This is a genomic window from Paenibacillus illinoisensis NBRC 15959 (assembly GCF_004000925.1).
Taxonomy (GTDB): Bacteria; Bacillota; Bacilli; order Paenibacillales; family Paenibacillaceae; genus Paenibacillus; species Paenibacillus illinoisensis.
Map to the genome: position 1 here is coordinate 611,431 of NZ_BIME01000001.1, position 14,843 is coordinate 626,273.

Genomic DNA, 14,843 nt, shown 5'->3' on the forward strand with positions numbered 1-14,843 from the left:
CTAATCCTTCTTAAGACCAAAAGCTTCAGCAATCAGGCCAAAAGAGCGCAGGCGTGCATCAAACGAATGAATAGCTGATGCAATAATGACCTCGTCTGCTTCATGACGTTCTGCCATGGCTGTAATTTTGTCCTTCACCTGATCTGGTGTACCAATAATGGAGAAGGAGCGGCGCTGGCGAATCTGTTCCATTTCCATCGCGGTATAAGGATAATTATGGACAGTTTCCAGCGAAGGAAATGAACTCTGCTCTAATCCTCTGCCCAGACGCAAAAAGAACAGCTCATTACTACGGGCCAGTTCCGCTGCTTCCTCCTCCGTCTCTGCACAGAAGGCCGCTACGGCAATCATGGAATGAGGTTTATCATTCAGAATCGATGGTTTGAAATGTCTGCGATAGTATTTCATCGCTTCTTCCCCGCCAGGTGTTCCGAAAAACTGTGCAAATGCATAGGATGTCCCCTGTGCTGCAGCAATCCGGGCTCCTTCCGAACTGGAACCCAGCAGCCATACTTCAGGTACCGTTGGTACAGATGGTCCGGCTACGAGGGATGCAAAACGGTGATCCTCTGGCAGCTGCTCGTGGAAATAACCGCCCAGGTCAGCAATTTGCTGCGGGAAAAATTGTACATTGGAAGCCTTGCCCTCATTCAGAGCCCGGCTCGCAATCGGCATGCCGCCTGGCGCTCTGCCAATGCCCAGGTCAATTCGTCCAGGGTGCAGTGCCTCCAGCAGACGGAAGTTCTCCGCGACTTTGTAGGCGCTGTAATGAGGCAGCATTACGCCGCCGGAACCAACCCGAATCCGATCGGTATGAGCTGCGACATGAGCGATCATAACCTCCGGACTGGAGAAGGACAATGCTCCGCCGCCATGATGCTCGGACATCCAGAACCTGGAGTACCCCAGTTCATCGGCATGCTTCGCTAACGTCACAGTCTCCTGCAGTGTTTCCTGCACACTGCGTCCTTCATTGATATGTCCATGTTCGAGTACACTAAGTTTCATCTATATTCATTCCTCTCGTCGAATGGGTTGCTGGCAGTATTTTTCTAATGCAAAATTCACACTCACTTCATTGTAACATTATTAATTACAGTTTCAAAATCTCTTTATTCTTATCTGTGGAATTGCAATTAAAAACATGTTCCTCTTTCTTCCTTAATATACAGGTTCCTTATACACTGAATCAAAAAGTGCCACCAGCAACCGCTGGTGGCACTTCCTATTTGAATGAAAGCTTTTTGTTCTATTATGGTGCTCGTTTGGGCAGCAGCTTCACATACTCGTCAGATAGCCTCATGAGGCTGAGCACATGCTCGTAATCGGAACGATACGGCTCCAGATCGGTAACCGGTTCATATGTTTTAAGTGAATATGCTGTTCCGTCATCAAAACCTGCACCTGGTATAAACATAATGTCATTGTTGACGAACGAGCCTGTCGGCAAGTAATACCGTATACCGAATGCATTGTGGTCCATATTCAGCAGGTCATGCCCAAATGCAGTGAACTGTTCTTCTTTTAACGAAACACCCATTAGGTTCATGACTGTAGGCAGAATATCGAGCTGACCACCAGGCTGTTCAATCAGTTGACCTTTAACCTGGTTTGGCGTGTGAATCAAGAGTGGGATATTAAAACGGCTCACCTTGCCATCATATGGAACATTCAGGCTCGCTTGAATCTGTTCGGTAATCTCGTCATTTGCGGGCAAGCCGAAGTGATCCCCATAGATAACGAGTGTTGTATTCTCCCATAGCCCGTTCGCTTTCAACTCATCAATGAGCTGACCGACTGCATAATCGGTGTAATTAATGGCCTGCAAATAATCGTGAAGCAATGTGTTCGTGATCGTTGCAGGAATGGTAATGCGCGCCCGATCCGCTGGAACCGTAAACGGCGAGTGGCTCGATGCGGTAATGAACTGGGCATAGAACGGCTGATTTGCCGCTTGATGCGCAGCCATTTTTTCCACACCTACACGATATAACTCCTCATCCGAAGGACCAAAATCGTTAAAGCGGTCATTCTCGAAGCTCGGCTTATCGAAATATCGATCAAAACCGAGGGCCGGATACATCTTGTTCCGATTCCAGAACGTCACGTCATTGACGTGGAAAGTCTCTGACTGGTAGCCTTCATTGCGAAGCAGCTTCGGTAGACTTGGCAGCTCGCGGTCGCTATATCCGGCTGACATCGGAACAACCCCGGTTGGATAGATGGACGTATTGGACATAAACTCGGCATCCGAGGTATTTCCCTGACCAATCTGTTGGAAGAAATGAGAGAAATAATAGCTTTCTTTGGCTAAATCGTTCAGTACCGGTGTCAATACCTGACCATCCAGTGAAGCGTTAATCGGGAAATTCTGAAAGGATTCCAATTGCAGTACAATTAAATTGCTGCCTTTGGCCTCACCAAAATATTTGGCTTTGATTGCCGATCCCTGGTTAGTTTTTTCCTGATATGGATATTGACTCACCAGTTGATTTATCTTGTCAATCGTTTCATTGATATTGCCATTCGCTATAGCTTCGTTTTCTTTGCTGGTTAATATCGCCGAGGACACCTGATAATTCAGAAATCCGAGATTCTCAGCTCGCACCAGTTCGTTATCAATAGTTTCGCCTTTGACAATAAAACTGCCTGACAGCACGATACAGAATGCAGCCGTAAGAGCTACCCCCAGCTTGCCCCAGTATCTTCTGCGCATTTTACCGAAATGCAAACCGCTGTCCCGGTAACTTCCGTTTCTGACACCCGACCGCCTGCGACGCATCATGAGCCAAACCGGCAGTGCAAGCACGATGTCAACAAAGAACAAAAAATGGGAAGGCCGTATCAGTGGTCCAATACTTCCCCGTACCTGTGCTACCTGCCCGATCTCGCTAAGCGCCGTATATGTGGGTACGGAGCTGAAATGCACGTTATACAGGGTTGCCGCAAACAGGACGAGGGAAAAGAGCAGGTTAAACCCGCCGTACACCATCCGCTTCCAGCGTTTCGGCACAATGAGATCCAGGATGCAGACGACAGTCAGAGCTCCTAATGCATCCGTCACAAGACCGATCCCGGACAGCCCTTGGAAAAAGAAATACCGCAAAAGCGACAGCTTCAGCAGCATAAGGATAAACAAGACGGCAAATAAAATCCGTGAGGAGGTCCGTTCGTTTTTGGAATTTAACATGGTCGCTTTCAACCCTTATCTGAAATTTTACGTTCGTTTTACAAAACGCATATTTCAGTATAACAGTTTTGCTATTTGTATTCCATGAACGGACCCAAATTCCTGTAACCAGCATCTTGCAGCATCCGGTCCCCGTTGTGATTAAGACAAGAACGCCTAATATAAATTATAATTCACCTATTGGAAGACATTCATTGACTCATGCCAATTGCCCTAGGTCAAGCTGTCGTCGATATATCATCATCCTGTACGTTACTATTCTGCATCCGTGCAATGAGTACGGCCTGTGCAGCGGCAATTCTGGCGAAAGCCACCTGTTCAGGTGGGCAACTTACGTAATCCATCCCCATACGCTGGCTGTAGGTAAAGGTACTCAGGTCAACATGTTCCTCCGCGCAGAGACCTACTCTCAAATGAGGTTTACGGAGCCGAGCCTGAACGACAGCGCGTTCCAGTAGTTGTTCTCCCCCATCCAGATGCAGAATCTCTGCTCCAAATGACAGGAAATCAGCCTGCCTGGCTGTATGTGCCACGGTCAGTGCCATTTGAGCCCCTTCAATCAGCGAGCCTACCCTGTAATGGCAGTGACGTCTCTCCTCCCCCAGAATCTGTTCAGCCACTTGATCAATCAGTTCTCTGATTACTTGCAGCTCGCTACCAGGTCCTCTTGACGTTACGAGAATCTCGGGGCGAACCCACAATCCCTGGCGAATACATTTGAGCGCTGCACGAAAGACGGCCTCTGCCTGCATTTCATAAATTTCCGGGAAAACGTTTCCAAGATGACATCCATACTGCCTGCTGATCGGATGCTGCTCGTGCAGCCGCTCTACAAGCCGGGCCATGCGACTAAGCTCCTCTTGATTTACATCAAGTCCTCTTGCATGCCCTGCCTGTAATCCTTCTTGACGTTCCACCAACTCATCCAAACCCGGGAGAAGTTCATATAATGGAGGATCGAATAGTCTTATCGTTACCGGAAATCCGTTCATTTCCTCGAAAATCTGCTCTACATCAGACTGCAGCATGGGCAGCAGCCGTTCCAGACCACGTTTGCGCTCAACGTCGGTTTCAGCCAGCACCATCTTTTGTACATAAGGCATCCGCGAGCTAGACAGTAACATATGATCGGTTCGGCAGATGCCAATTCCGTCGGCTCCAAACGTACGGGCCATGGCCGCATCACGAGGATGACTTGCATTTGCGAGTACCGTTATATTTTTCACATCATCGGCCCATTCAAGCAATTGCTGAAGTTCAGATGTGGGAATTACATTAGAAGACTCGACACGCAGCAGTGCCTCTTCCCTGGTTATCAGACCTTCATTTGCAAAATCCACTATCGTCCTGATCACAGCTTCAGGAGTTAAACGTGCATCCCGTGCTTGTAAAAGGTACAGCTTCCCCGACTCAATCACAAATTTAATTTCCTGAACAGCGGTGTTCACTCTCTCCAGCTCACAGCTCGCTTGCAACAGCTGGCCAACCAGCTCTGGTTCCGCATGTCTGATCTGTTCCAGTTCCTCCAGGTCATACCCTGAGCCTGCAAACGACATGTATTCGCCATAGATTCCTTGGGCCCCAGTCAACGGATGACGTGAGTAGATTGTACCGCTTCCGCAGCGGTCTCCGCACTCTCCATTCACCATCACTTGAATCAAAACGGGCATACCATAGACGATCGAAGTGGAGCTCAAGGTTTGGTTACGCAATCCTGGATCAGAAAGGGAGAATGCCTGGATGATCCTGTGTAGTTGAAACTGCACATCCTGAGGGAAAGAGGGATATCCCTGTTCTTCAATGACGTCTTTATATTGCGCAATAGCGTACTCTAATCTCGTTTCATCCAAACTCGTGATATCTCCCAATCGTTCATCGAAAACCTCAAGCGGGATGCCATGAACCAACCAGCCATAATTCTGCAGCAGCACCCGGTAGCAGTTGAGTGCATACGGGCGGTTGTTGATGCGCCGGGCAAGTCCCTCTACTGTAATGTCATTAAGTCCTACGCTTAGCAGCACCAAGGAGTTCGCATCCCGGGGAAGCACGTCACTGGATTGCACAGCAAGCAAAAGCGGGGCCTCCGGATCACCAAAGGCTGTGCCCGTATGCTGTTCCAGCTGACGGACTGCCCTGGCCAGATCTTCGGAACCTTCGGCAAAAGTTGTTTCTGAGCAGCTAAGGAACTCGTGACAGTGTTCCGTTGTAATGGTGAATCCTGCCGGAACAGGCCACCCCGCCTGACATAACTCCGCAAGCGCGGCTCCTTTACTGCCCAATAGTCCTTTCATCTCTGCCGTGCCTTCTTCCAACAGAACTACCCGTGTCGTCATTACAGCGCTCCCATCCGCCATTCCATGGCTATGCTTAGAGGTATTCAGTTGTTGCGAATCACCCTCTAGTTAATGGTATGATGCAAACGCGCAGTCAAGGACATCTGTGTACGCATTTTGTACTCGGAATGTAAACGTTGATCAAATGAGTTTTATGGTATTATAAAACTGACTCATACGAATGAACTTAAGAATGGCGAATCCTAGCATTTCAAGGTTGGATCAATACGATAACTGGGGAGTGAGTAACATTGTTTAGCAAAGTTGGTCAAATCATGTTGTATGTCAACGATCAGGACAAGGCCCTTCAATTTTGGACAGAAAAAGCAGGCTTTCACGTGGTCTCCGAAGTCAACGGCGAGGGTATGCGCTGGGTTGAAATTGCTCCTGAAGAAGGTGCCGAGACAACCATTATCCTTCACGACAAGGAATTCGTAGCCAAAATGTCTCCTGAGTTAAATCTGGGCACACCTTCGCTCATGTTTTTCACCAAAGATCTCGATGGGCTCTATGCAGACTTGGCCAGCAAGCAGGTTACGTTAGGTGAACTGGTTACGATTCCGGGTGGGAGAGTCTTCAACTTTGCAGATGATGAAAACAACTACTTCGCTGTCATGGAAAGAGCCTAGATTCGTGGAATATGGCTCTGTGCTCCACTCTTAGGCGAGCGCTCGATTTCCCTTCGTATTTACACAATAAAGGCGTCTGACAAAGAGTCAGCCGCCTTTTTAACTGTTATTCATACATATGATCTAATTGATAAAGCTCCAGCACATGCTCCGTTTCGAAGCCGGCTTTACGGTATAACGATAGTGCTCCAGAATTCATTTCATCTACACATAAACGGATTTCACTCACTTGGCTCTCCTGATTCAGCTCATATAACACCTTGTTCAGTAAAAGCGAACCCAGTCCCTGCCTGAAGTAATCCGGATTCACGGCAATATATTCAATATTTCCCTCACCAAATTCCGGATCAGCCTCGGCGTAGACATATCCATGAATCTCCCCTTCCGAGCCAGACAGAGCGTATAAATGATGGTGCTGCTTGCCTGAGCGCTGAATGAGTGTTTCACCATCGTAATACGTACCGGTAAAGGTGGAATCATGTAACTGGATAAAAGATGGATACTGATCTGGAGTCATGGTCTGAATCCTGTAATTTTCACCCTGATCCAGGCTTACTTTATTCAATGAGCGATTATGCAAAATAACCTGCCTGCTCTTGAGCTTAGCTCCCTTGTCCTTCATGAACGTGATGGCATTGGCATGATGTTCATTATAAAATCCGTAAACTTTCTGGATATGAATCCGGTTTTCTGCTAATTTGTTCATTCCCTGCTCCCACAAATAAGATGCTAATTCTTGCCAATGCTCTGGAGCACACTGAATAAATGGCCCCCACAATTCAGCAGTCCCCATATCCGTATCTGTATCCATCCCAAGCACTCCTGTCAGCTGCCCATCCTCATTCAGGGTACTAATCCACTGGTCTGGTTGATCACCGAAAGCATCCATCATTGCCTGCTCAATTTCAAGCGCATCCTTGCCGCAATACCCAATATGATGCTTATGGTGCTGATTCAACTCCGCAATAAATTTAGCGATCACTGACTTATCCATATTCTGAGTAATATTACGTTCCATGACTGCTCTCCTTCCAAAGGTAGTCTAAGCCAACACACGCAGGATATCATCGATTTTCTTCCCATGGGAGATAACCCCGTAATTCATCCAAGTTAGAAAATCCACTTCGTATACACATCCGTTTCTTACTGCTGAAAGCTGTCTCCATTCCCTGCTGTCCAGCAGCTTCCGTTCATCTCCGATCATTACAGAATCCAGACAGTCAAATGTAATAAATAAATAATCCGCCTGCAATAGCTTCAATTGATCAACGCTTATGCTAATTCTACGTTCTTTCAGTGCCCATTGCTGCACCAGAGGGTGTGGCGTTAAACCCAAATCCTGATACATCACAGGTCCCACATAACCCTGCTGTACACCGTACAACACAATCTCAGAGGCAGTGATCCGCAAGAAAGCTACCGTTTTTCCTTGCGCAGATCGTGTTAGTCGAGCCTTGGCCTCACGAGCCTTTTCTTCATATGAACCTACGACGTCCCTAACCCGATTTCCTTTTCCCAATACATCCGCCGTCGACCTCAATATGGAGCGCCAGTCCTCTCCTCTATGATGTACATAAAAAGTAGGTGCAACCTGCTCGAAACGGTCCAGATTCCACCGCTTATAGCCATCGTTCAGCATAATAAAGTCCGGCTTATGGCTCTCTTGGAACATCGCATCCTGATGGGACACATCGAATTCAGGAACATCATCCATCCCCAAATAATCCTGTCTGCCCCACAAATGGTGAGCGTATTGAAGCACAGGCTCCACGCCAAGCGCTAGCACAAAATCCTCCAAATATGGTGCAAATACTCGCACGTCCTGACGATAATGACGTCTGTATACTCCCGGTGAGATGCCTGCATATTGCTTAAACCGACGACTAAAATAGTACTCGTTACTGAATCCGACACTTTGGGCAATATCGTGCAGCCGATCATCTGTCTGCTGCAGCAGTTGTTTGGAACGTTCCAAGCGAATCGAATTCACATAATCCAGAGGAAGCTTGCCGGTCATCTCCTTGAATTGTCGCGTATAGCTGGACCTGGTAAGCCGGATACCTGCCGCCAGATCATCCACCGTAATGGGCTGGTTATAATGATCACGGATATAGCGAATGGATTGTTGTAAGCGAGTTCGATAATCCATGGAAGCATGGCTCGAATCATTTTGCAGAAGCAGCATCCGAAACCATTCCTGGAAACGAAGCTGCCAGTTCCATTGTTTCAGCCAATCCTCTGTCGCCTGCTGCTGTAACAGTTGATCCAATATATCCAGACAAGAGCTCCAGGGGGTGTAGGACAACTCAATAGGCGATGATGATTCCGTGATGACTTGCGACTGCGGAAAAGCAGGATTTGTCTCTTCGAGTGGAGTGGTGGATCCAATCTTGCTTGTCTCACCAGCGGTCAGATCAAGCTTATAATAATGCAGCTTGGATTCTGAACCATCTCCAGTTTGCAGGGGTAAGACGGGTATACCGGAAGCGAAAAAAAGAATCGTCCCTTTTTTTAACTTGAAGACGACATCTTGCGAAACCAGTTCTCCCTGTCCTTGGGTTACTACAACGATTGAATGGCCCTTCGACGATGTGCATTCTAAACCATTGTAAGGTTCCAAAACGGAGTTTTGAACGTATTGAATATGATGAAGTGAACACAGCCAGGGCATGGGAAGAATCTGTTCTATGGTATGAGACATTCGTCATCGTCCTTAATTGAGAATAGTTATCATTTAATTTAGTCTAAACGAAAAAAGAAAGCTCTTCAACCCTGGTTGAAGAACTTTCTTGTATACATTACCCTATCGATGTTCGTTATGGCGTCATTTTCTCCAGAAGATCATCCATTTTCATTGAGTTTGCTGTGATTGCCCCTGATTGCCAATACGACCTTTCCATCTTGTAGACCTGATTGCTTTTGACTGCAGGAAGGGATTTCCACAACTTGCTATCCAGCACCTTCAAAGCTTCCTTGTTCTCGGGAGAAGACCAGTCTCCATTGGATGGAAACACAATAATATGGTCCGCATCAAGCTCTGGAACAGCCTCTTCAGAAAGGATTTCCTGATATTCTTCCATCTTGCTTACCAGTGGATGCGGCGTTAAACCAAGCTCCGAATAGATAAATCCGGTAAATCGATTTTTAATACCGAACAATGCCAGTGTATTATCGCTGATATTCAGTCGGACAACCGCTACAGTCTCACCCCCAACCGCTTCCTGAAGCTTCGCCTTAGCGTCTGCAATCTTGGCCTCATATGCCGCAACAACTTCTTTACCCTTGTCCGGTTCACCTACAACATCGGCAATGGTCGTCAAGATCTGATTGGAATCCTGCAAAATGTCTTCTGGCAGGCGATACGTCGGTGCCACCTTTGAATACATCTCATATTGCTCCATGTCCACTCCACCATCCACTATGATGAGATCCGGATCATATTGCAATAAAGCTTCAATGCTGCCTGTGTTGTCAAATTGAGGCACATCCAGATCCAGATATTCCTGTACACCCCACATCGGATTATACCACTGCACTACAGGTGTGATATCCAGAGCCTTCAGGTAATCTTCCACATAGATCCCGGCTATACGCTGCGGATGTACCGGAATCGTTACATCTCCGAATTCATCCTGTACCACACGTGTTTCTGCTTCTTGGCTCGACTCGGAAGAATTGCCGCTGCCTGCAGTTGTATTCTCCGTTACTGGCGACTGAGCCTGTTCCTCCGATGCTCCGGAATTCGAACTGCATCCCGCTATGAAAACTGCGAGGACCAGAACTGTAATTCCCCAACCTTTAATCCCTTTACTAAAAGTTGCCATGCTACTCTCCACCCCTATGTAATCAGCTGTATTAAAGAGAATGCTTATCTACAATGATTATCATTCTCAATTAATGTCTAAGGTGAATTGTACCTTATGCCTTACCGCACTCACAATACACATTTGAATCCAATTTTTTATACAAACGAAAGCTACAGGCCACCCTTGCCCCTGCTAGAGCAGAGGCAGTTTTCCGTTATGGTAACTCTCAAGCAATTGACCTACGAAGGAATGCTCACTCTCACCCTGCAGCATTGCAGCCCCAATAAGGCCAATATCATCACTCACATAACCAGCCAATTCGGGATGCCCTGTATGGTGCAGCGTCTGTTTGAATGCCTGTTCCCTCGATGCACGAAGCAGTTCATCTTCCGCTATAGAATCAGCATCTTGTACCCACGTCTGGTATGCCGTCATCCATTCATCTGCAAAAACCGAATCATCGCGCTTGTCCAGGTAGCTGTCGATATCCAGCCCTTGAAACATCTCATTAGTAATGAGCCTGCCTTCATTAAGTTCTTTAAGAAGCTTCTCCGCCTCTCTTCTATTCATTAGGTATTCCCTCCATCTTCTGTGATGCTGCTGTACATTTCAGGTATTTTGAATCTTCGTATGCTGCGGGTCGGATCGGCTGTAAAATTATCCAGCCCTCTCTTCTCATACTCCCGCAGAAGGTGATCAAGTATGCGAGCTATGACGCCGCAATCCGCCAAGGCATCGTGCCTTCGAATGCCGTCTGTATTGATGTTATAATACTGAATCAAAAAATCCGTAGATATAACTTCACGCACTTCAGGATGAATATACGTGAACATCGCTTTTGTATCCAGCACCTTATTGCTAAACATCTTCACGCCAAATTGCTCGCAGTGACGCTTCAGTATAGGCAGATCATATTCATATCCAGCATGGGTTACGAGAATCTTCTCCCCGATAAACCTGGAAAATGAACGATAGGCTTCAACAAACGCAGGAGCAGACATCATATCTGCATTCGATATGCCCGTTAACTCTGCTACAGCATCCGGTATCGGTTTGCTAGCTCGTGACAGCGTGGAGAATGTTGATTGGCCAACCTCTCCACGTTTGTATTCCATCGCGCCGAATTGGGTTATGCTCTCCCGATCCGGAAGAATGCCTGTTCCCTCCAGATCAAATATGCAGTACAGATGCTCATGCAGCTTAGGGACATGCAGATCGTCGATTACATAATGATCAGGGTTAAATGTGATTTTCATATGTTCTCTCCCCCTTGCCACAGACGGGTGACCCCTTCCAATTCATGCTCCATATTAAACTCCAGTTTATAGATATCCGGCATCGTCGTGCTCTTCCAGAACTCATAACCGTAGGACGTATCATAGTGTTGGAATATAAGGGTCATCACATCTCCATGTGTGCCAATCACTACTTTTTGTCCAGCGTGTGTGTCCAGAATTCGCTCAATTACGGCTACCGCTCGTGCACCTGCCTGCTCCCCCGACTCTCCGCCAGGGTATGCAAAGGAAGGCGCAAGGTATAATCGCCGTTTGGATTCAAGAAAATTGGCATGCTTTACACGTTCATCGGATAATTGGCGCTCACGCAAATCTTCCTCCATAAACACAGGGGCGCTCGACCTGTCAGCCAGTTCCTGAATGGTATCAACCGCTCGCCGGTACGGACTGGAATAATACCATTGAATCTTCTCCTGACTGAGAACTTCTGCAACAATCGCTGCATCTCCACACCCACGCTCTGTGAGTCCTCGCTCTCGTTCCTGTCCTTCCACATAAGCGGATTTTGCATGCCGCACAAAATACAAGATGGTTCTGGACTCTTTACTCATCCGTCAGCCAGTCCCTTCTTCTTCTCAATCACAAGGAGGCAAGTACTGTCTGGCAAGGGTGCAGGCTGTCCGTCTTCCTTCATGAACACAATGCGTCCCTCAAGTGCCTCGGTATATCCTTCCTGAAGAAAATGCTCCAGCTTAATAATCTCTGCCTGCTCACCAAGTGCTTCACGAATACAGTTCTCGTAAGCCGATGGCGTAAAGATGCCGAACTGTTCCTGAATCTCGTGAACGTAAGCTTCTTCGCCCCACGTATACGTATACAGGAATTCCATGGCATCATTAATGTTAAGAACCGCCTCATTCTCAGCAACACGTTCAAACGTAATCTTCCGGCCCTGGAAGTCCTGAGCATATCGTTCCAGCCACTGCATACCATCCGGCTCCAAAAACCGAATCCGTCTATTCTGCTCTTGAGGCTCTGTCATAATGCCATCACGGATTAATATTCTTCCACCCGGCGACAGAACATGAAACGAACTTTGAAGTGCTGCGACAACCGTATCCGTGTTAAATCTCCGTCCATCCCGCTCTATATAGGAGTACAATTCATGCAGAATAGACGAAAAGATTACCGTATCCACGGTGCCTGGCTGTACGTATTGATCCAGCCTCAAGGCGTCCCCCTTCATGACCTGCCAGCGGTGACCTTCTCGCTGTTTCTTGCGCTCCAGCGCTTCGATGACATTGGCAGAAATATCAATGCCTATCGGCTCCACTTCCGGCTTCTCCTGCTCAATAAGATCCAGCAGAACTCCGCCACCTGGACCGATATCGAGTACACGCTTGCCAACGATGTAGTCCAGCAGCAGTTTTTTATAATCCCCCGAGCTGTTCATGTCCGCTAAATACGTCTCTTCATTATGGAACCGGTCATACGCATCACGCCGCAGTCCGAACAAATCGAAGAGCAGCAATACGGCCTTCTCATATAGCGGTGATTTCTCGGCTTCAATACAGAACGCAATTAGCTTCTCGGCCGCCGGCGAGAACTCAAAGGTCACAAAAACCGTATCCGGCAGATCCGGTTGACGTACTACGCGATGGGTCAAGTGCGGATAAACGACCGACTGTTCCTCTTCAATCTGCTTCCATGACCATTGCTCAAGGTACTTTTCAATCATTCGTTTTTTGTAGATGTTCAGCTTTTTGACACCTTTATAGTCGTAATACATCGTATTCATTAACGGTTCGAAACTGATATGACGTACATCATCTGAATTCGATTCCCTTTGAACCATGCCTTCACTATGCAGGGTGAGAAGGAACACTTTCACCATTTCCTGCAGGGAAAAATCCTGCAGGGCGGATTCCACATACCACAATGTACGACGAGACAGAGGAGCCAGCATGTTGTCTACATCAAGCTCTGTTTGCAGTTTAGCGTACGCCTCATCCAGGGCCTCGCCTTCGCGAATGGACGAGCTTCGGAGCCGGGATAAACGTTCCTTCAAAGGCCAGTCTGCATGATTCGGTTCGCTGATAATCCACCCAACCATTCGCTCTACTTCCGCTTTAACCTGCCGCCATAGCTTCGGATCAACACCAGCAATGATGCACTGGTTAAGCGCCATCAGAACCGTGTGCAATTCTTCAGCTGTCAGCCAGCCATGAGTGATAAAAGCATGCAGCGGAGCATTCTCGGCAAAGGGTATCTCCCCGCGTATGTATTGTCCAATCAGTCCATGCGTTCCAATGAGAGCATAGATCATTTCCTGTCTTGGCGTAGCTTCATTCTTCTGAATTGGATTCTCTTCATTGACCTCAACCACAGCTTTATCGTCATTACCGATGTTTCCTTTACTGCGATTAATAACATACTCCCTGTATAACTGTGCAGAACCCCTATTGTGTACAAACAGGTTCACCCCTGCGCGCTGCCATGCCTTCCTTTGCTGCACTGAGCCGGCCTTGGCTGTCTCCGACCAGACCAGTACTTCCTCCACGACCTCTCGTACCCAAAAGGAGACGTTCAGCTGATCCAGGACGTGCAAGGTCCGCTCGACGTAGTCCAGAACGGGATTGGTTCTCTCAAGGTCAGCCATGGAATAAATGCGTTCAAGATTAATATGGGGCTGCTCGGCCGCCGCCAGCAGCTGCAGCCATAATTGCTGCTTATCCTCTGGGATGTTGCCTGTTCTATAAGAATGTATGGCTTCTAATGAGTGCAGCATGTTGACATTCACCTCGTTATTTAGTTCAATTCATCTGTCTAGACGGTTCAATCGATCCTCCACAAGTTTCAGCACCCTTTCTGCTTCATTCCCCGGCAAACTCTCTTCCAGGCGAGCAGCTGCAACGGGCAGAATCCATCGTTCGATCTCCTGCCAGGTTACGCCTGATAGACGCATGTAATGGTTGATGTACCCGTCCACTATCGTATCACGAGACCTTTCAAACCCCAATCGTATCGCAGGATCAGCATCCTCCGGCAGCGATGCGCTCGTTAAGATGACCCAACTGCGTGCCACATCTCCTGCAGGATCGCCCGACATGCCTGTCATCCAATCGATAACATTGTAGGCGTTCTTCTTCTCGTTCATCATGATATTATCGGGATGATAATCACCGTGACAGATCTTTATTCGCTCAGGGAGACTGGTGAGATAATCAAGTATCCTGGCTTTATCCTCTGCAGACAGTAGCTGTGTTCTCTGAATCGCCCCTGACAAAACCTGCTTCTGTGAAGGCAGGACTCTCCCATCATCACTTTGGGCATGAAGCTCCTGATGACAGGCAGCCAGCTGATGTACCAGTTCTTGAAGGCTTGAAGACTGGTGGAACATCATGGAGAATATCGTATGACCTTCGATCCGTTCAAATACAATACCTGTACGATCTCCTTCAACCATAATTTTTCGTGCCTGAGGCACGGGTAGTTTCTTATCATTTAACAGCTGTGTAATTCTGAATTCATTCTGGATGGCTTCAAGCGGAAAGTTACGATGATACAGCTTCAAAATTTGATCGGAAGCGTGGGCGTAGATGTCCGCAGTTCGACCTTGACCAATAAGCTTCATACTTTAGCCTCCAGCG

The 14,843-nt window shown here is 47.5% G+C and carries 12 protein-coding genes; 1 reads left to right on the forward strand and 11 read right to left on the reverse strand.

The features are described 5' to 3' along the window. The 3 genes from PIL01S_RS02500 to PIL01S_RS02510 all read right to left on the reverse strand — a co-directional run bounded on the left by PIL01S_RS02500 (window position 1) and on the right by PIL01S_RS02510 (window position 5,523). Window positions 1-1,008, reverse strand: a complete 1,008-nt coding sequence (locus PIL01S_RS02500; protein ID WP_127536117.1) for an LLM class flavin-dependent oxidoreductase — start codon at window positions 1,006-1,008, stop codon at window positions 1-3. A gap of 244 nt (window positions 1,009-1,252) precedes the next feature. Then, the gene (locus PIL01S_RS02505) at window positions 1,253-3,190 is read right to left on the reverse strand and encodes an LTA synthase family protein (protein WP_127536118.1); all 1,938 of its coding nucleotides are present in this window, start codon (window positions 3,188-3,190) and stop codon (window positions 1,253-1,255) included. Window positions 3,191-3,408: 218 nt separating this feature from the next. Next, window positions 3,409-5,523, reverse strand: a complete 2,115-nt coding sequence (locus PIL01S_RS02510; RefSeq protein WP_164764152.1) for a putative PEP-binding protein — start codon at window positions 5,521-5,523, stop codon at window positions 3,409-3,411. A gap of 251 nt (window positions 5,524-5,774) precedes the next feature. Here PIL01S_RS02510 and PIL01S_RS02515 point away from each other — a divergent pair, with 251 nt between their 5' ends. Next, complete coding sequence (locus PIL01S_RS02515; protein ID WP_127536120.1) at window positions 5,775-6,152, forward strand: VOC family protein; 378 nt, start codon at window positions 5,775-5,777, stop codon at window positions 6,150-6,152. Window positions 6,153-6,258: 106 nt separating this feature from the next. Here PIL01S_RS02515 and PIL01S_RS02520 read toward each other — a convergent pair whose 3' ends face one another. The 8 genes from PIL01S_RS02520 to PIL01S_RS02555 form a co-directional block, all read right to left on the reverse strand. After that, complete coding sequence (locus PIL01S_RS02520; RefSeq protein WP_127536121.1) at window positions 6,259-7,170, reverse strand: GNAT family N-acetyltransferase; 912 nt, start codon at window positions 7,168-7,170, stop codon at window positions 6,259-6,261. Window positions 7,171-7,194: 24 nt separating this feature from the next. Continuing rightward, window positions 7,195-8,853 carry a helix-turn-helix domain-containing protein gene (locus tag PIL01S_RS02525; RefSeq protein ID WP_246058071.1) on the reverse strand — a complete coding sequence of 553 codons (1,659 nt, stop codon included), beginning with the start codon at window positions 8,851-8,853 and terminating at the stop codon, window positions 7,195-7,197. Between the two features lie 115 nt (window positions 8,854-8,968). After that, window positions 8,969-9,976 carry an ABC transporter substrate-binding protein gene (locus tag PIL01S_RS02530; RefSeq protein WP_127536122.1) on the reverse strand — a complete coding sequence of 336 codons (1,008 nt, stop codon included), beginning with the start codon at window positions 9,974-9,976 and terminating at the stop codon, window positions 8,969-8,971. Between the two features lie 174 nt (window positions 9,977-10,150). Further along, window positions 10,151-10,528 (reverse strand): hypothetical protein, encoded by a 378-nt coding sequence (locus PIL01S_RS02535; protein WP_127536123.1) that lies wholly within the window; start codon window positions 10,526-10,528, stop codon window positions 10,151-10,153. After that, window positions 10,528-11,214: a 3'-5' exonuclease gene (locus PIL01S_RS02540; RefSeq protein ID WP_127536124.1), complete on the reverse strand. Its 687-nt coding sequence runs from the start codon at window positions 11,212-11,214 to the stop codon at window positions 10,528-10,530. Before PIL01S_RS02540 ends, PIL01S_RS02535 begins: the two co-directional genes overlap by 1 nt. Then, window positions 11,211-11,804: a histidine phosphatase family protein gene (locus tag PIL01S_RS02545; RefSeq protein WP_127536125.1), complete on the reverse strand. Its 594-nt coding sequence runs from the start codon at window positions 11,802-11,804 to the stop codon at window positions 11,211-11,213. The genes PIL01S_RS02540 and PIL01S_RS02545 overlap by 4 nt, the downstream gene beginning before the upstream one ends. Then, complete coding sequence (locus PIL01S_RS02550; RefSeq protein WP_127536126.1) at window positions 11,801-13,981, reverse strand: class I SAM-dependent methyltransferase; 2,181 nt, start codon at window positions 13,979-13,981, stop codon at window positions 11,801-11,803. Before PIL01S_RS02550 ends, PIL01S_RS02545 begins: the two co-directional genes overlap by 4 nt. A gap of 30 nt (window positions 13,982-14,011) precedes the next feature. Further along, window positions 14,012-14,827 carry an aminoglycoside phosphotransferase family protein gene (locus tag PIL01S_RS02555; protein WP_127536127.1) on the reverse strand — a complete coding sequence of 272 codons (816 nt, stop codon included), beginning with the start codon at window positions 14,825-14,827 and terminating at the stop codon, window positions 14,012-14,014. Window positions 14,828-14,843: the final 16 nt, after the last annotated feature.